20 protein-coding genes and 3 pseudogenes are annotated in these 16504 nt (G+C 49.2%); 14 read left to right on the top strand and 9 right to left on the bottom strand.

The features are described from left to right. Positions 1-5: 5 nt before the first annotated feature. From NWF04_06580 to NWF04_06515, 14 genes and pseudogenes are all read left to right on the top strand, one after another. On the top strand, positions 6-404 hold the full coding sequence (locus NWF04_06580; GenBank protein MCW4006242.1) for a 50S ribosomal protein L14: 399 nt from the start codon (positions 6-8) through the stop codon (positions 402-404). Positions 405-413: 9 nt separating this feature from the next. Beyond that, positions 414-776 (top strand): annotated as a pseudogene (gene rplX / locus NWF04_06575) (50S ribosomal protein L24). 120 nt (positions 777-896) lie between these two features. Continuing rightward, positions 897-1739, top strand: a complete 843-nt coding sequence (locus tag NWF04_06570; GenBank protein MCW4006241.1) for a 30S ribosomal protein S4e — start codon at positions 897-899, stop codon at positions 1737-1739. Beyond that, positions 1723-2274: a 50S ribosomal protein L5 gene (locus tag NWF04_06565; protein ID MCW4006240.1), complete on the top strand. Its 552-nt coding sequence runs from the start codon at positions 1723-1725 to the stop codon at positions 2272-2274. The genes NWF04_06570 and NWF04_06565 overlap by 17 nt, the downstream gene beginning before the upstream one ends. A gap of 15 nt (positions 2275-2289) precedes the next feature. After that, complete coding sequence (locus NWF04_06560; protein MCW4006239.1) at positions 2290-2454, top strand: 30S ribosomal protein S14; 165 nt, start codon at positions 2290-2292, stop codon at positions 2452-2454. Between the two features lie 14 nt (positions 2455-2468). Continuing rightward, the gene (locus NWF04_06555; GenBank protein ID MCW4006238.1) at positions 2469-2852 is read left to right on the top strand and encodes a 30S ribosomal protein S8; all 384 of its coding nucleotides are present in this window, start codon (positions 2469-2471) and stop codon (positions 2850-2852) included. A gap of 27 nt (positions 2853-2879) precedes the next feature. Continuing rightward, entirely contained in the window at positions 2880-3425 is a 546-nt protein-coding gene (locus tag NWF04_06550) for a 50S ribosomal protein L6 (GenBank protein MCW4006237.1), read from the top strand. A gap of 1 nt (position 3426) precedes the next feature. Beyond that, a pseudogene (locus NWF04_06545) lies at positions 3427-3819 on the top strand (50S ribosomal protein L32e). A gap of 257 nt (positions 3820-4076) precedes the next feature. Then, positions 4077-4532: a 50S ribosomal protein L19e gene (locus NWF04_06540; GenBank protein MCW4006236.1), complete on the top strand. Its 456-nt coding sequence runs from the start codon at positions 4077-4079 to the stop codon at positions 4530-4532. Then, positions 4532-5110: pseudogene (locus NWF04_06535) on the top strand (50S ribosomal protein L18). Before NWF04_06540 ends, NWF04_06535 begins: the two are co-directional and overlap by 1 nt. A 131-nt stretch (positions 5111-5241) precedes the next feature. Beyond that, a complete protein-coding gene (locus NWF04_06530) occupies positions 5242-5892 on the top strand; it encodes a 30S ribosomal protein S5 (GenBank protein MCW4006235.1) in 651 nt (216 codons plus the stop codon). A gap of 1 nt (position 5893) precedes the next feature. Continuing rightward, the gene (locus NWF04_06525; protein MCW4006234.1) at positions 5894-6385 is read left to right on the top strand and encodes a 50S ribosomal protein L30; all 492 of its coding nucleotides are present in this window, start codon (positions 5894-5896) and stop codon (positions 6383-6385) included. A gap of 323 nt (positions 6386-6708) precedes the next feature. Further along, entirely contained in the window at positions 6709-7959 is a 1251-nt protein-coding gene (locus NWF04_06520; protein MCW4006233.1) for a molybdopterin molybdotransferase MoeA, read from the top strand. After that, positions 7934-9202 carry a molybdopterin-binding protein gene (locus NWF04_06515; GenBank protein MCW4006232.1) on the top strand — a complete coding sequence of 423 codons (1269 nt, stop codon included), beginning with the start codon at positions 7934-7936 and terminating at the stop codon, positions 9200-9202. Before NWF04_06520 ends, NWF04_06515 begins: the two co-directional genes overlap by 26 nt. Before the next feature lie 36 nt (positions 9203-9238). On the opposite strand, the gene NWF04_06510 is transcribed toward NWF04_06515, so the two are convergent. The 9 genes from NWF04_06510 to NWF04_06470 form a co-directional block, all read right to left on the bottom strand. Beyond that, entirely contained in the window at positions 9239-9583 is a 345-nt protein-coding gene (locus NWF04_06510) for a hypothetical protein (GenBank protein MCW4006231.1), read from the bottom strand. Between the two features lie 83 nt (positions 9584-9666). After that, positions 9667-10536 (bottom strand): TIM barrel protein, encoded by an 870-nt coding sequence (locus NWF04_06505; GenBank protein ID MCW4006230.1) that lies wholly within the window; start codon positions 10534-10536, stop codon positions 9667-9669. 65 nt (positions 10537-10601) lie between these two features. Further along, on the bottom strand, positions 10602-11915 hold the full coding sequence (locus NWF04_06500) for a hypothetical protein (GenBank protein MCW4006229.1): 1314 nt from the start codon (positions 11913-11915) through the stop codon (positions 10602-10604). A 159-nt stretch (positions 11916-12074) separates the two neighbouring features. Further along, positions 12075-12866, bottom strand: a complete 792-nt coding sequence (locus NWF04_06495) for an energy-coupling factor transporter transmembrane protein EcfT (protein ID MCW4006228.1) — start codon at positions 12864-12866, stop codon at positions 12075-12077. After that, positions 12863-13687: an energy-coupling factor ABC transporter ATP-binding protein gene (locus NWF04_06490; GenBank protein MCW4006227.1), complete on the bottom strand. Its 825-nt coding sequence runs from the start codon at positions 13685-13687 to the stop codon at positions 12863-12865. Before NWF04_06490 ends, NWF04_06495 begins: the two co-directional genes overlap by 4 nt. Next, positions 13687-14574 (bottom strand): ATP-binding cassette domain-containing protein, encoded by an 888-nt coding sequence (locus tag NWF04_06485; protein MCW4006226.1) that lies wholly within the window; start codon positions 14572-14574, stop codon positions 13687-13689. Before NWF04_06485 ends, NWF04_06490 begins: the two co-directional genes overlap by 1 nt. A 10-nt stretch (positions 14575-14584) precedes the next feature. Beyond that, positions 14585-15589 (bottom strand): DHH family phosphoesterase, encoded by a 1005-nt coding sequence (locus tag NWF04_06480; protein MCW4006225.1) that lies wholly within the window; start codon positions 15587-15589, stop codon positions 14585-14587. Beyond that, positions 15586-15873 carry a DUF3194 domain-containing protein gene (locus NWF04_06475; GenBank protein MCW4006224.1) on the bottom strand — a complete coding sequence of 96 codons (288 nt, stop codon included), beginning with the start codon at positions 15871-15873 and terminating at the stop codon, positions 15586-15588. The genes NWF04_06480 and NWF04_06475 overlap by 4 nt, the downstream gene beginning before the upstream one ends. Positions 15874-15894: 21 nt before the next feature. Further along, complete coding sequence (locus NWF04_06470; protein MCW4006223.1) at positions 15895-16266, bottom strand: prefoldin subunit beta; 372 nt, start codon at positions 16264-16266, stop codon at positions 15895-15897. Positions 16267-16504: the final 238 nt, after the last annotated feature.

The following is a 16504-nucleotide window of genomic DNA, read 5'->3' as shown; positions in this document are numbered from 1 at the left end:
AAGGCATGCTTGGACACGGACAGAAAATCTCGCGTGGACTAGTTGCGGGCTCAATCCTCAAATGCGCCGACAACACTGGTGCACGCAAACTCAGACTAATCCAGAGCCTGGGCTACAAAGGCAGGCTACGCCGTTACCCCTCAGCTGCAGTCGGCGACAAAGTCACCGTCTCAGTAAGGCAAGGCGCTCCTGACCTGAAAAAGAAAATCTTCCAAGCAGTCATCGTACGCCAAAGACGCCCTTTCAGACGCATCGACGGCGTATGGGTGCAGTTCGAAGAAAACGCAGCAGTTATCATCACCCCTGACGGTGAAATGAAAGGTTCAGAAATCCGCGGGCCAGTAGCAAGAGAGGCAGCTGAAAGATGGCCCCGAGTTGCAAGCGCCTCTAGTATAATAGTGTAGGTGAAAGTTATGCAGTCAACAAAACCAGTAAAAAATCCTCGGAAGCAGCGAAAGATGCTTTATAATGCGCCTGCTCATTTGCGCCATAAGCTAATGACTGCTCCGTTGTCGCCTGAGCTTTTGGCTAAGAACGGCGTTAAAGCTCTTCCAGTTCGCAAGGGCGATACCGTTCGTGTAACGCGCGGAGACAACAAAGGCTTTGAAGGCAAAGTCTCCACTATCGACATGAAACACTACCGCGTATTCCTTGAAGGCTTGACCCGAGAGAAAGTTGACGGAAACACCGTGTTCGTAGCGTTGCATCCTTCAAAGATCATGATTAAAAACCTGACTCTGGACGATAAACGCCGAAAGGCTATATTGGAACGCAAAAAGCCAATATTGAAAAAGGAAACAACTCCTGTTTCAAAGAAAAAGCCTGAAGCAAAAAAGCCAGTTGAAAAGAAGCCTGCACCCAAACGCAAAGCTTCCAAAGCTGAAGGAGGAAAATAAATGGGTAAAAATGGAAAAACAGCACGGCTAAAGCGCAAACCCGCACCAAAGTTTTGGCCAATTCACAAGAAAGAGGCACTTTGGACAATTAAACCCTCGTCTGGCCCTCACAGCCTGCACGGTTGTTTGCCTCTTGCGCTTGTTCTCCGTGACATACTAAAAGTAGCAGAAAACCGAAAAGAAGCCAAAAAAGCAATTTCACAAGGCAAAGTGCTTGTTGACGGCAAAACCCGACGCGACGACGAGTTCCCCGTAGGCTTAATGGACGTAATTTCCATGCCTGACGCAGGCAAATACTACCGTATAATGCCCAATCACAAAGGCTTATTCCTTGAATCCATCGGCAAAGACGAAAGCAACTTTAAACTCTGCCGCATAGAAGGCAAAAAAACCACCCCCAGCGGCATACAACTAAACTTCCACGACGGAACCAACCTAACAATCAAAGTTGCTGACTCCAAAAACCCACGCGAAGACATCTACCAAACCTTTGACATGCTCAAACTATCTGTTCCATCCAAAGAAATCGTCGGCTGCCTATCTCTAAAGGAAGGTAACTCAGCCATAATCACTGGCGGAAAAAACATTGGCGTACGCGGCAAAATCGTAGAGATTGAAAAAGCCGAAGCCAAGAAACGCCGAAACGCTCTCGTAATTGTCGAGGATGAAAAGGGCGCGCGTTACCAGACAATTCTTGACTTCGTGTTCTCTTTGGAGGGTTCACAGCCCCTAACCGCGCCAGCACCTGCTCCAGAACCCGCTCAACCAGAGCCTGAACCTGAAGCAGCGCCAGCGGAGACCGCCCCAGAAGAAACCGCAGAGGAGGTTGCGCCAGTTGTCTGAGACAGAAGCCGTCTTCAAGAAATGGAAAGAGCAACCAATGCTCCAGCCCCGCATCGAAAAAGTAGTCGTCAACCTCAACGTAGGCAAATCAGGAGAGCCTCTTGACAAAGCTTTTCGCGTGCTAAACGAAATCACAGGTCAAAAACCCGTCAAGAAAAACGCCAAAATGTCCATACGCGACTTTGGCATACGTCAAGGCGAACCCATCGCATGCGTTGTCACACTGCGCAGGCAAGCCGCCATAGACTTCCTCAAAAAAGTGTTGCCCGTAGTAGAAAACAGAATCTCGCGCAAAAGCTTTGACGAACGCGGCAACTTTGCCTTTGGCCTAAAAGAGCACATCGAAATACCTGGCGTAAAATATGACCCTAACATTGGTATCTTTGGCATGGACGTCTGTGTTACCGTGAATCGTCCCGGTGACCGTGTGCGCGACCGCCGAAGACGCAAAGCCAAAGTTGGACACAAACATGTTCTTACACCCGCGGAGTCGGTTTTGTTCATAAAAGAAACTATAGGAGCGGAAATCGTCTAAAACAGAGGAGATTGCATGGGAAAACAACAATTAAAGAAAGAGCGTAAATACGGCAAAGGTGCACGGCCTTGTCAACGATGTGGATCTTATGGTCCTGTCATTCGACGCTACGATTTATATTTGTGTAGGCATTGTTTTAGAGAAGCCGCGCCTAAACTTGGCTTTAAAAAATATGAGTAACGAGGCAAAAGAGTATGGATACTTTAACCAATGGTTTGACGACCATAATCAACAACGAGATGCGTAACAAACGCGAATGCGTAATTAGCCCTGCCTCTAAACTTTTAGGTCGAGTGCTGCGTATTATGCAGTTAAACGGCTACATCGGCGAATTCGAATTCATCGATGACGGCCGCCAAGGCAAATTCAAAGTCCAGTTAATGGGCAGAATCAACAAATGCGGTTCTGTGAAACCCCGTTTCTCCGTCAAAGTCGGCGAGTTTGAGGATTGGGAGAAGAAATTCCTGCCTTCCCGAAACGTCGGCATCATGGTGGTTTCCACCTCCACGGGCGTTATTTCTCACAGGGACGCTGAAGAAAAGAATTCCGGAGGCAGGCTACTAGCCTTCGTGTATTAATAAAAAAGAAAGATTAAGGTGCTTGAAATGCGACTGCCAGAAGTCTCTCGAATAATTGAAGTCCCCGATAATGTAGAGTTAACCCTAGATGGGGGTAAAGTCACCGTTAAAGGTGAGAAAGGAACCTTGTTTAGGGATTTTTCGTTTGCTCCTGTTTCCCTTAATGCTGACGGCAAAACCGTAAAGATATGGGCTGAGTGGCCCCGCAAAAAAGAAGCCGCCATGGTGGGCACTGTTAACTCTCACATAAACAACATGATAACTGGCGTCACCAAAGGTTTCACATACAAACTCAAAATCGTGTTCTCCCACTTCCCCATAACCGTGAAACTCAAAGACCGCGCTGTCTTGGTCGAAAACTTTACTGGTGAACGCCGCGCCCGCAAAGCCAAAATCTTAGGCGACGTCAAAGTCACCCTAGAGCCCGAGGACATCATCATCAAAGGCATAGCCCTAGAAGATGTCAGCCAAACAGCTGCAAATATCGAAATGGTTACGAAAGTGACAAACAAGGATCCTCGTGTTTTCCTAGACGGCATATACGTATACGAACGAAACGAGGGAATGGACTAAAATGACCGACAAGAAAGATTCTCCATCACTGCAAAATGCGCTGCGAGTTCGCGCACGGGCTAAAGCTAAGAAACCTGCTTTTGTTCGTCCTGAAAGCTGGCGCTATGACAAGTTCAGCGAAAGCTGGAGGCGACCCCGTGGCTTGGACAACAAAATCCGCCGCAAAATCAAAGGCTGGCCCCCAGGTCCAAGCAGCGGCTACAAAGGCGCAAAAATCGTTCGCGGTTTGCATCCTTCTGGCTACGAAGAAGTCTTGGTTAACAACGTCGCCGAAGTCGTAGCTGTTAACCCTGAAACCCAAGCAGCAAGGATCGCTCACACCGTGGGTAAACGAAAACGCGTAGACATAATCGCTGAAGCCCGCAAACTTAACATCAAAATCCTAAACGCCCAAGAAGTAAAAGAAGCTCTCATCGAAGACGAAGAAGCAGAAGCTGAAGAAGAAACCAAAGACACAAAGAAACCTGCTCCGAAGAAGGCTGAAGAGAAGAAACCTAAAGCTGCTGAGAAGAAGCCAAAGGCTGAAGAGAAAAAACCCAAAGCCGACGACAAAAAGAAAGCCGAAAAGAAACCCAAGCCGAAAACCGCAAAAGAGGCCAAGCCCAAGAAGAAGGCTGAACCCAAAAAGAAAGCCAAGGGAGCTAAGAAACAATGACCAATCTTACTAATCAACGGCGTTTAGCCTCACAGATACTAAAGGTCGGCAGAAACCGCGTCTGGATTGACCCTGCACGGGTTGGCGATGTGGAATCTGCAATTACACGCGAAGAAATCCGCAGGCTAGTTCACGAAAAAGTTATTGTTACTTTGCCTGAGAAAGGCGTTAGCCGTGGACGCGCTAAGGTTATTGCCGCTAAGAAACGCAAAGGTCGCCGTAAGGGTCCTGGCAGCAAGAGTGCTGGTCCTCGCGCGGTTGTATCAAAGAAGGCGGCTTGGATGCTTCGGATTCGTGCTTTACGCCGAAGACTAAGAATGCTCAAGGCAAACCGTACCGTCACAGAACACAACTATCGACAGTTGTATTTGATGGCTGGCAGTGGACGATTCGCGTCAATTGCTGAAATGGAACGGTTCGCAAAAACTCATGAAATGTGGAGGAAACGTTAATGGCAAAGAGTTCCCGTTATAGAGTTCAACTGCGCAGGCGTCGTGAACAGAAAACTGATTATCAGGCACGCAAAGCCTTCGTGGTTTCAGGAAAACCTCGTTTGGTTACCCGTAGCAGCTTGAAAAACACTGTCGTGCAAATCGTAGTTGCCAAGGCTCATGGCGATGAAGTTTTGGCTTCCGCGCACAGCCGCGAGTTAGTCAACTCTTATGGCTGGAAAGCTGCAACTGGAAACATCCCCGCGGCGTATCTAACAGGGCTACTATGCGGCTTGAAAGCTAAAGCTAAAAGCGTTGAAAACGCAATCTTGGATTTGGGTCTGGTTTCACCAACGAAGGGCTCCAAAGTCTTCGCTGCTATGAGCGGCGTTGTGGACGCTGGTGTTGAAGTTCCCCATGATGACGAAAAAATCGTTGAGGAACGTTGCGCTGGAGAACACATTGTAGAATACGCACAGACCCTAGGCGAAGCTGAAGAATACGCACCCAAATTCTCTGCTTCCATAAAAAAAGGTCTTGCACCCGCAAAGACCAGCGAACACTTCGAGCAAGTCAAAGCAGACATCCTAAAAACGTTCAACGCCGAAGCAAAAGTAAAAGAGTCAAAACCAAAGAAGGCTAAAGCCCCCGCTAAAGCCAAGGCACCTGCCAAAGCCAAAGCGAAGGCTGATAAGCCCGCAGAGAAACCTAAAGGTGGTAAGAAAGCATAATGTCAAGACAAAGATCAAGAGACCGCCCAAGGACAAACTTGGAAGAGTGGGTTCCTAAAACACGTTTGGGCAAAATGATTCAGGAAGGCAAAATCACTTCGTTGGATGATGTTTTCCTAAACGGGTTAAAGATTTCTGAACCCCAAATAGTGGATGCTTTGCTTCCTGAACTGCAAGAAGAAGTCATAAACATTAACTTGGTTCAGAAACAAACTGACGCAGGCGAAAAAAGCCGTTTCAAAGCCATTGTCTGTGTGGGTAACAGGGATGGTTATGTTGGTTTGGGTTCTGGAAAAGCTGGTCAAGTTCGTAACGCTATTGAAAAAGCCGCTGCTGACGCACGCTTAAACATTGTTCCCATTAAACGTGGCTGCGGTAGTTGGGAGTGCGGTTGTGGTCGTGGTCACTCTGTTCCTTTCCAGGTGGAAGGCAAATGTGGCAGCGTCCGCGTTGTTATAGTTCCTGGTCCAAGAGGCTTAGGCTTGGTCACTGGCGAAGTCGGCAAAGTCATCCTGGGCTTAGCCGGAGTCAAAGACCTGTGGACACGCACCTACGGCTCGACACGAACAGTTCCCTCCTTTGCTTACGCTACCTTCGATGCACTAAAGAAGACCTACGGTTTGATTACTCCAAAGGATTGGGTGAGCTAAAATGTCTGAACAACAAACACAAAACTGCAAATGCTTTGTCGCCGTTCGCATCCGCGGAACCATCAGCGCACAACGCGAAGCCCGAGAAACCTTAGAATACCTAAACTTAGTCCACACAAACCACGCTGTAATCATTGACAACCGCCCCGCCTACAAAGGCATGCTCCAAAGAGCCCAAAGCTACCTCACATGGGGCGAAGCCACCAAAGAAACAGTTGCTGCAATGCTCAAACAACGCGGAAAACAAAAAGGCGGAAAACCCCTAACCGACGAGTACGCACAAAAAGTCGGCTACCAAACCCTTGATGAACTAGCCCAAGCAATCGTAGACTGCAAAGTTGACTACAGCCACCTTGAAGGAAACCAAAAAATCTTCAGGCTCCACCCCCCCAAGAAAGGCTACAAAGGCAAAACCAAACAAGGATTCAACGCTGGCGGCGAAGCAGGCTACCGCGGCGACGCAATCAACGACCTCGTAAAACGAATGGTCTAAACAACCAAACCTTTCTTCTTTGTTTTATCTTTTTATCAATTTCTATTTAGCAACTTCGTTTAGTCTTAACTGCGCTTGTCATAAAAGGCACTGATACCTGCAGCTAAAGAAACAGATGCCTACGCCGCAGCCGTTCACCAACCTATTTGGATGCTGTTTTTAATTGTATGCAGAAACGATAGGGGGCGGGGGTCTAGTTTCGTGGTTGCCGGCTAAAGCTTGAGGTGTTGATGATGTTTTGTTTTTTGGGTTCTGTTTTGTTTGGGTCTGTGTTCGATACACTTTTTAATGCCTATCGTGCCAATTGCTGTGTGTGAACCGTTTTGAGTAAACTGCGGGGATTCCAGAAATTGACTTTCACGTATGAGGCTTTGCAGAAGTGGTTTGATGCTTTGGAGCTTAAGCCGTGTCGAGAAGTGACTATTCCTCTTACTGAAGCTTACAACCGCGTGCTTGCCAAGGATATGGTTGCGAGTGAGGATTTGCCGCGTTTTGACAGGTCAGCTGTTGACGGCTATGCGGTGCGCGCGGAGGACACTGCTGGGGCGTCTCAGTTTAAGCCGCTGCTTTTCCGTTTAGCCCAAGGCGACGAACTCGATGACCCCAACCACCGCCAAGCCAAACAGGTCTGGACAGGCAATCCGTTGCCCAAAGGCGCAAACGCAGTCGTCATGATAGAATACACGCAGCCCAAAGGCGAGAAAATCGAAGTCGCCGCCCAAGCTGCAAACTACGCCAATGTTTCGCGCAAAGGCGAAGACCTCAAAAAAGGCGAAGTCGCCGTAGAGGCAGGCACCCGCCTAAAAGCTTACCATCTGGGTTTGCTCGCCGCCCTTGGCAACACCGAGGTATCCGTGGTGGAGCGCCCCAAAATCGCCATTTTAGCCACGGGCAATGAACTGGCAAAAACAAGCGATAAACGCGGTGACAAACAAGTCTACGAAACCAACCGTATCATCTTAACGGGCATGTGCCGCGACTTAGACGCTGAACCCCTAGATTTGGGCATAGCCCCCGACAACACCGACGACATTGTCCGAAACCTCCACCTCGCCCTTAAAATCGCCGACGCCGTCATAACCACAGGCGGCACCAGCGTAGGCGGCTTAGACCTTGTCCCCGAAGCCGTCAACAAAACCGGCGAACCCGGCATCATAGTCCACGGCATAGCCATGCGCCCCGCCATGCCCACCGCCCTTGCCGTCTTAGAAGGCAAACCCGTCATGGTTTTTAGCGGAAACCCCGTCGCCGCCATAACCGCATTTGAAGTCTTCGCCCGACCGCTTATCTGCAAACTGCTTGGTCTAAAACGAACCGAAGAACGCCCCGTAATAAAGGCGGTTATGAAACGCAAAGTTGCCACGGCGTTAGGACGCAAAAACTTTGTTCGCGTCAAAGTTACCCAGAAAAACGAGGAATTCTACGCCGAAACCATCAGCGCTAGAGGTTCAGGAGCCATATCCACCATGACGCGGGCGAACGGCTACGTTATTGTTCCTGAGAACCGCGAGGGCATAGCTGAAGGCGCATCGGTTGTGGTGCACATGTTTGCCCAAGCAGAAGTGGCGAGTTAACATGTTTAGAAAACTGCTCTCTTACCAAGAAGCCAAGGATATAGTCGCCCAAAAAATCAAAGTCGCGCCACTAGGCGTTGAAGCGCTTTCTTTGCTTGATGCAACAGGACGCGTTTTAGCCGCTGACGTAGTTGCCCAATTAGATATTCCTCCGTTTAACCGCTCAACCGTCGACGGGTACGCAGTAAAAGCCAAAGAAACCTACGGCGCAGAAGAAAACGAGCCCGTAAAACTCAAAGTCTGCGGCATGATACACATCGGCGCCCCCCCTCCCGTAACCGTAAAGAACGGTGAAGCCGCCGAAATCGTCACAGGCGCCCCCATCCCCAAAGGCGCCGACGCAGTTGTCATGGTCGAAGACACAAACAAAGAAAACGACGTCGTCAACATCTACCGCAGCACCACTCCAAACGAGAACATCCTCAAAAAAGGCGCCGACATACACAAAGACGAACTTACCCTCAAAACAGGAACCACCTTGGGTTCACGCGAAATCGGCGTCTTAGCCGCGCTGGGAAACGCTAAAGCCAAAGTCTACAAGCTCCCAAAAGTTGCCGTGCTCTCCACAGGCGGAGAAGTCGTAGACCCCACCACCAAAAAACTGCCCCCCGGAAAAATTTATGACATAAACGCTTACAGCATCTGCACCGCCGTAAAAGAACACGGAGGCTTGCCTTTGTATTGGGGCGTGGTTCCAGACGAGAAACCCAAACTGCACGCTGCCCTCAAAAAAGCCTTAGCCGCAGCTGACGTTGTCGTGACCTCAGGCGGGGTCTCTGTTGGACCCAAAGATATCGTGCCCTCAACCGTGGACTCTTTAGGCGAGCCTGGACTGCTTTTTTCTGGAATCGCATTAAAACCTGGCAAACCCGTAACCGTCGGACTCGCAGGCGAAAAACCCATCTTCTCCTTCCCTGGACACCCCACCTCCGCCTTGCTAACTTTCCACTTGTTTGCAGGTCCCGTGATTCAGATGATGGCGGGCAAAGACCCCAAAGAACGAGCAACAATCCAAGCCACCGCGGGCAAACGCATGTTTTCGGCTAAGGGCAGGCGAACCTTTGTTATGGTACGCTTAACCCAAACCGCGTCAGGGTGGCAAGCTGACCCCGTGGAAACAGGTGCGTCAGGAGCCATAACCACGCTCGCAAAAGCTGACGGCTACGTCGAAGTTCCCGCTGACCAACAATTCATAGACGCCCAAGAAAAAACCACCGTTTCCTTGTTCAAAACCATCCAATAATTCTTTGGTGGGCGTTAATGCCCTTTTTGTCTTTTCTTATTTTCTGTGGGTTACGGCGTAGAAAGTGAACACCCAAGTAAGCACAGCATACACCAGCATACCCGCGCCCGTAAGCACGTCAACTCCTATAACTGAAACTGCGGTGATTCCCGCAAACGCGGTGATTACGACAAACAAAACCAGAATCAGCCACATTGCCCACGGAGATTTTTTGAATAACCCATAAGCTGCCAAGACGCTGGCGACGCCAAGCAACCCCACATGGGGCGGAAAACCTGTCAAAGGCAACATAACCAGCCAAATCAAACCTGCCAAACCATAAAACACAACAGACGCCAAAGGCAACACGCCCTCAGCACCAAGCTTCGAAAGACCAGCCATCCAAATCGCCTTTAAACCAACAACACGAAGCATGACCTAATAAATCTAATGTTAAAAACCAAAACTATGCCTCATCTTGGCGTTTAGATGGTTTCCTGGATTTTTTGTAGCGTATCGCGCATTTGTTTGGCGTCGATGTCAAGCATGGGGGTTTCGCAGATGATGGTGGGATGCATTTTGTATTCTTTGATGATGTGAGCGAGGTTTTCAAATTCGGGTCCGTAGGCGGGGTTGTCTAGTTGGTGGTGGCGTTTTTCTCCTGATTTGTAGGTGTATTCGATTTTGCTGAAGTGGCAGTGCATGTTGCGTACGGCTTCTATACCCAGTTTGTGTTCGGCTTTGTTTATGATTTCGCGAAAGTCCTGGGGTGTTTTGAGTTGTCCTCCGCTTCGCGCGTGCATGTGTCCCCAGTCGATGACTAGCTGGGTTTGCTCGATTTCTTCGCAGACATCTACGATTTCTTCTATGGTTCCGAATTGGCTGTGGCGTCCCATGGTTTCAGGACCCAGCTTCACGTCTTGTATGCCTTGGTCTTTGAGGGTTTGCAAAACCTCTTTGATGGCTTGCACGCTTTTCTTGTACGTTTGGGGTTTGCTGTTTTTGCCATAAAACCCCGCGTGAAAAACCACCACGTACGCACCCATCCAATGCGCTGCTGTGGCTGCTGCGATTAACCTGTTCTTGCTGGCTTGGACGATTTGGGGTTCGCCTGCCAAGTTGATAAAATAAGAAGCGTGTACGCTCAGTTTGACGTCGTTTTGTTTGGCTGCCACGCCCAGTTTCTGTGCTTCTTCTTGTTTAATCTGCGGATACTGCCCCCACCTAACCGCCGCGTACTCAAACGCATCCAACCCTTCCTCTCGCAGCAGCTTGGGAACATCAGCAGTCTTTGCCCCCATCACCCTAAACACTGGGGGAACACCCGCAGGACCAAACCGTGCATGCTCAACCATCAAAACAACGCCTTTTCTTGTGTAGTTACCTTCATACGGGGTTTGAGCCTAAAAAACGTGCTTCCCTACGCCGTCAGTTTTCGCCTAAGAACAATTACTGCCGCAACCGCAGCAGCCACCACAACCCCTAACACAACCACATATACGTGCCCTAACGAGAAAAGCAAGTTGTCTTGTGGACTTGGCGAACTGGTGGGTGATTGTGTGGTCTGCGGGCTTGGGCTCTCTGTTGGGGTCTGCGACGGCGTGGGTGTTGGCGTTTTTGTAGGTGTGGGTGGAGCTGTTGGGAGGTTAGTGTCGTTCCAGTATATGACTTGTTTGTAGTTGTCGGCTATGCCTGTTTCCAAGTTATCGTCGTAGATTATGTCAAGGGCGGTGCCGTATTGGTCTAAGAGGTGGTTTACGTTTACGCTTAGGCTGTAGGCGAAGTCGTCGGCTTCCCAGAGTCCCCAGATTTTGTCTTCAGGTCCTCTAAAGCCGTAGGCGTAGCCGTGGGGCAAAACGAATGCGGTTCTTTGCTCAACGGGAACTGCTTTTCTGGGGTTTTCTTGTATGTGCTCCCAAAACTGCCTCATGGCTTGTAGGTGTTCTTCTTGGAGGATGCTGCTGGTATAGTTTCTGTTCGAGTTGAATATGGTTATGTATTTTGCGCCGTTATCATACGCCAAGATGAGGTCTTGATAGAGTTCTTCCCCCGACTCAATATAGGGCGGGTTCATGTATGTCCAAGCAACAATCATGCCCCAATCTTTCCCCTGAGTCTGCGCCGCTCCCCTGCAACATGCCGTGTTTAGTTGCCTGCTGTAGTTCCAGCCGTACTCCGCGAATATGACATCGTACCCTGCCTTGTAATCAAACCAGTACAAAGCGTAATCTGACGTGAACAGTGGAATGCCTTTGTTTAGGTTTTCTGACAGTTTTGCGTTTAGGTTTTGCTCAAAATAGGTTGCGGTTGCCGAGATGTTATCTTCGTCGACGTAGACAGGTCGGGGACTGCTAATGTCTAACTGTTTGCCCCCTACTTCATCAAAGTAGTACACGCCAAGGAACTGGTCTCCCCATCGGGCTTTGGCGTCTTCGTAGGTTATGTTTTCGGTTCCCATGAACGGCATGAACCAGTGGGGGTCGTCGCTCCAAAGCGGCTCATACAGTATGAACGATAAGCCTTTGTCGTAGGCGTACTGGCAAGCTTCCACCAGCTTGTTGGTGTTTCGAGTTATCCCCGTGCAGCCGAAAATAAACAGGTTCGTAAACTCGCTGACCTGGTCAATTAACTCTTTAACATCTGCGATTTGGTCGCCGTAGGCTATGTCCACCCCAAAATACACATCTGGCGTAGACTCTGAGGCGTAAGCCCGCGTAGCCTCCCCAACAAGCAAACATGGGCTAACAATAAGACAAACCAGAACGACGGCAAACAGCCTGTGTGTCATCACTCAAAAACTGAATCGGGAACTTAAAATCGTTTCCTCAACTCTGCTTAACCTCTAAGCAAAAACGTTTTAGCAGCTCCTTTCGCAAACCCAAAAAACCCATTCTTATGGGAAGCCAAAGAAGCCGCGTACCGTGGGAATTTGCACGTACAAGAACATGTAGACCGTTACCGCCAAGATTGCCAAGATAACTATTAGCAGCAGGTAGTCGTTTCTGTGCAGTTTTAGCGCGTACAGGTTGGTTCGTTTTTTTGCTGCGCCCCATGCTCGGGACTCCATGGCTTCAGCTAACTCGAGGCTTCGTCTGATGGCGCTTACAATTAGGGGTATGAGCACGGGGATGTATTTGCGTATGCGCTTCATCAAATTGCCTTTTTCAAGCTCCAAACCGCGGGCTTTTTGCGCATCCATAATCGTTTGGGCTTCTTCAGCAAGAACAGGCACGAAACGAACTGCCGTGGTGAAGGCGAAGCTGAATTCGTAGGGCACACGGCTCTCCTCCAACGCCAACCCCAAATGGTCAGGCGAAGTTGTCAAGAAGAACACGGAGAACGATTCAACCAAAACCACAAACCGTAGTGTCATAGCCACGGCGTTCTCAATGTTTGCAGCGGTTATCACGTAGCCGTTTACAAAAAAGTTGCCCGCGATGTTTACGATGAATATGAAAGTTGCTAAGAACGCGGCGCCCCGAAGTGAACGTAGCCACTGCTTTTGGACACGCGCCATCAGCACAAACGGCACCTGCAACAAAAACAAGGCAACCAACGGAATAATAGCTCCAAACAGTATGGCGGCTAAAAATACGGATATGACGTAGATGAATTTTATGCGGGGGTCGAGGTTGTGTATGGGGGAGTAGACTTTGCGGAATTTCATGCCGTCGAATATGCTCATGGTTGTTTCCTCCGCAACGCTTCAAACAGCAGCGTTTTTGCTTCATAGATGTCGATGATATTTTTTGGCAGTCCTTCAGCGGTTAGCTGTGTGAAAACCTGCGCGATTTGAGGCAAAACAATTGACGACTGCGCAAGCAGCGACTCATCAGTTAACATGTCCTTGCCCTTCCCGTCGGCTAAGATTTGTCCGCCACGCATCAAAACAACCCGCGGATTGCATTCTGCCACAAACTCCACATCATGCGTAACCATAACAATGGTCTTCTTCTGGGTTTGCAGCTGCATAACGAATTGGCGTAGGTTTTGTTTTTGCCTGTGGTCTTGCCCTATGGTGGGTTCGTCTAAAACCAGAATCTGCGGGTCCCAAGCCAAAACCGACGCCAACGCGACACGTTTTCGTTCTCCTCCGCTGAGCATAAACGGCGATGTCTTACGGTACTGGCTAATCCCAAGCAGGTTTACCGCCCAATCTACGCGTTCTTCAATGACTTCTGGTTTGTATCCAAAGTTTTTGAGGGCAAACCCGATTTCTTCTTCGACAGATTCGCTGAAAAGTTGGTGGTCGGGGTTTTGGAAGACGAATCCGACTTTGCGTGCTAACGAGGCGACGCTGCTTTTGCTGGTTTCTACGCCGTCGACTTGTACGCTGCCTTGGGTTGGCTTTAGCAATCCGTTGAATTGCTTGACCAGCGTGGTTTTGCCTGCGCCGTTTTGTCCCATAATCGCAACGAACTCGCCGTCTTTGACGGTTAGAGAGACGCCTTTGAGGGCTTCTACGCCGCTGGGATACGAGAACCGCACGTTATCCACAGTTAGCATTACTTGTGCAGTGCCTCCTTTAAGATTCTTGCCAACTCATCGGAGGCTAGGGGCGTGGTTTTTTCAAGGTCTGCACCTTCTTTTTGCAGCATCTCATACAGAAGCGTTGCTTTAGGAATACCCACGCCAATTAGCCGCGCAGCTTCAGTGCTCAACACCTTTTTTGGGTCACCATCAAAGCAGACCTTGCCCTCGTCCATAATTATGATGTGGTTAGCATATTTCGCGGTCAAGTCCAAGCGGTGCTCTACCAAAACCACGGTTATGCCCAGTTTCTTGTTTAGGTGATAGATTACTTCAAAAATTCTTTCTGCGCTTAAGGGGTCTAGAAAGCTTGTGGGTTCATCTAAAACTATGATTTTAGGTTGCATGGCTAAAACCGCTGCAATCGCCACGCGCTGCTGCTGGCCGCCTGACATTTCATGAGGTGAACGCTCCCGCAAATCATAGATACCCGCCAAGTTAAGCGCCCAATCCACCCGCTCACGCATCTCCTCACGCGTATACTCCAAGTTTTCCAGCCCAAACGCAACGTCTTTTTCTACGCTCAACGCGAATAGCTGGTTTTCGGGGTTTTGAAAAACCAATCCCACATGCTTTGCCATCTCATGGATGGGTCTTTTGGAAGCATCCAAATCTGCAACCAAGATTTCGCCTTGCATTTCTCCTTGGTAAAACTGTGGAATTAAACCGTTAAAAGTTCGGCACAAAGTGGTTTTGCCGCAGCCGCTTGGACCCGTGATGAGGACAAATTCGCCTTCCTCAACTTTTATGGAGACGTCTTGGATTGACGGCTTTGACGCGCCAGGGTATGTGTATGTTAGGTTTTTGGTTTCAATGACCGTCATTGTTTGTGCCTGCTTACCTAAAGCGTATGACGGCTTCATTTAAGAGTAACTACTCAGAATTGGAGGTTTTGGCGAATTTTTCCTTCAAAAGCCGCAGGCAACGTTTCAGTGCAATTTCCACATCCGAAGTGCCGTTCACGCCCGCTGCCATAGCGTGACCGCCTCCCATGCCGCCTAAAGCTTCGCCCAACGGCTTGGCGATGTCTCTGCCCAAGTGGATGCCCGTTTTTTGGCTAAACTCGCGGGTACAGCGCATGCTAATTTCGATTTTCTCGCCTTTCTCGCCTGCAACTGCTGCCATGTGTGCCCCCAAATCCGTCAAAGCTCTAGCCGCTGATGCTTGGTACGCGCTTACGTGGCTTAACGCAATTATCCAGTTCCCCAGCCTTAGCAACCTTGCACGACGACAAGCTTTCACCCTAGCCACGCGTTCTGAGAAATCCATGGGCATAGCCAGCATCGACAAAGCTTCCTGTGCGTTAACGCCGCTGTCCACCAAATCCGCAATCGCTTTGAACGTGCCCGAATTTGCCAGTACAAAATGGCGGGTGTCAAAAGCCATGCCTATGAACAATGCGTTTGCTTGGTTTTGATCGGGTTTGATGTTTTGTTCTTTGTAGAAGCCGTAGACGATGTCGCAGGTGCTTGAGGCGTCCTCGTTGGTTATGCATAGTCTGCATAGGGCTTGGGTGTCGGGGTGCGCTGCGTGGTGGTCTACAACGATGATGGGTGATGTGGTTTTGGTTACGTGCTCTGCTAAGCTGTCTAGCTGCTGCACCGTGTTGGTATCCAACAAAATGATGGCGTCGGCTTTTTCCACGTCTGGGTGCAGGTTCACGGTTATGGGCAGGTTTCTGAAAAGGTTTTTTGTAAGCCTGCTAACGCCTTGTCCTGTGCCGATTTCGATTGACAGTTTGGGACGCAGCTTTTGCAGCAAGCCCATGAAGGCGTAGGCTGAGCATACTGCGTCGGGGTCGCTGTTGTGGTGGCAAAGAAGCAAAACGTGGCGGGCTTGGGTTTGGTCTAAGAGCCCAAGTATATCATTGAAGGTCATTTTAGCGTTCTCAAGTATGTTTCAATGGCTTCAAAAGCTTTTTTCACAGCTTCATCCACCAGCGCCTTCTGGTTAACTTGGGGCAGTGCTTTAGGTAAAAGCTGCAAGTCCACCTCAACGGTTAAGCTAACAGGCTTTGTACCTTCTGCCTCCACGCTGATGTTTAGCGTCTCGACTTGTTTTTGATCAACAACATAAAAAATGTGCCGTCTAGCGGCTTTCTCTGCTTCGTCACAGAGGGTTTCGATTTGCTCGTCGGTTAACTCGGGTATGCCAAGCTCCAACGAGACTCACCTTTTACCCCTTTACTGGGAAGCTGACGAGACTGGGTTTAGGTCTTGCTGAAGTTTACTTTGGACTTCTTTGAGTTGGCTGCGCATGCGTTCTTCTTGCCTGCCCAAAACGCTAACTCTTGTGTCCAGCAAATCCTTGCGTTCCTTTAGCTCATCAACAGCCTTGGCTTTATCTGACTTCACCAGCAAAGAACCCGCGGTCTTGTAAATCACTGCATCATCAGAGGTTTTATCCAACTCTGCAAGAGTCTGCTCAACCTCTTTTTGCTCCAACTCTATCTGCTGCTTTTGCTGCAAAATAGTCTGCATAGTCTGCTGAAGCTGCTGAAGCCTCATAAGACGTTCCTGAACCTGAGGAGGTAACTTTGAAATTTCGTCACTCACAACTAATTCCTTCCGTACTGACACAAAAGCCACGCGCCCATAAATAAGTATTATCAAGTCACAGAAATTTTTGCTCACAAAAAACCACTTTTTCCCCAATGAAACACCCAAAAAGCAGAAACACCGCTTTGGCTCATTTCGTAAAGACCCGCCAAAAAAACTTTCGTGTCTTATCAGTAAATGGGTGAGAATTGGCTAAAAGACGTTAAACGTGAAAGATTGTTTTCCGAAAGTTAAA

The sequence above is a fragment of the Candidatus Bathyarchaeota archaeon genome, assembly GCA_026014465.1.
Lineage (GTDB): Archaea > Thermoproteota > Bathyarchaeia > Bathyarchaeales > Bathycorpusculaceae > JADGNF01.
This window is presented reverse-complemented; position numbering and strand designations above follow the sequence as displayed.

What these genes read in the sequence shown, in the direction of transcription:
- NWF04_06580 (MCW4006242.1), top strand. Translation starts at nt 6, where the DNA reads ATGCTTGGACACGGACAGAAAATCTCGCGTGGACTAGTTGCGGGCTCA.
- NWF04_06570 (MCW4006241.1), top strand. Translation starts at nt 897, where the DNA reads ATGGGTAAAAATGGAAAAACAGCACGGCTAAAGCGCAAACCCGCACCA.
- NWF04_06560 (MCW4006239.1), top strand. Translation starts at nt 2,290, where the DNA reads ATGGGAAAACAACAATTAAAGAAAGAGCGTAAATACGGCAAAGGTGCA.
- NWF04_06555 (MCW4006238.1), top strand. Translation starts at nt 2,469, where the DNA reads ATGGATACTTTAACCAATGGTTTGACGACCATAATCAACAACGAGATG.
- NWF04_06550 (MCW4006237.1), top strand. Translation starts at nt 2,880, where the DNA reads ATGCGACTGCCAGAAGTCTCTCGAATAATTGAAGTCCCCGATAATGTA.
- NWF04_06540 (MCW4006236.1), top strand. Translation starts at nt 4,077, where the DNA reads ATGACCAATCTTACTAATCAACGGCGTTTAGCCTCACAGATACTAAAG.
- NWF04_06530 (MCW4006235.1), top strand. Translation starts at nt 5,242, where the DNA reads ATGTCAAGACAAAGATCAAGAGACCGCCCAAGGACAAACTTGGAAGAG.
- NWF04_06525 (MCW4006234.1), top strand. Translation starts at nt 5,894, where the DNA reads ATGTCTGAACAACAAACACAAAACTGCAAATGCTTTGTCGCCGTTCGC.
- NWF04_06510 (MCW4006231.1), bottom strand. Translation starts at nt 9,583, where the DNA reads ATGGCTGGTCTTTCGAAGCTTGGTGCTGAGGGCGTGTTGCCTTTGGCG.
- NWF04_06505 (MCW4006230.1), bottom strand. Translation starts at nt 10,536, where the DNA reads ATGGTTGAGCATGCACGGTTTGGTCCTGCGGGTGTTCCCCCAGTGTTT.
- NWF04_06495 (MCW4006228.1), bottom strand. Translation starts at nt 12,866, where the DNA reads ATGAGCATATTCGACGGCATGAAATTCCGCAAAGTCTACTCCCCCATA.
- NWF04_06490 (MCW4006227.1), bottom strand. Translation starts at nt 13,687, where the DNA reads ATGCTAACTGTGGATAACGTGCGGTTCTCGTATCCCAGCGGCGTAGAA.
- NWF04_06485 (MCW4006226.1), bottom strand. Translation starts at nt 14,574, where the DNA reads ATGAAGCCGTCATACGCTTTAGGTAAGCAGGCACAAACAATGACGGTC.
- NWF04_06480 (MCW4006225.1), bottom strand. Translation starts at nt 15,589, where the DNA reads ATGACCTTCAATGATATACTTGGGCTCTTAGACCAAACCCAAGCCCGC.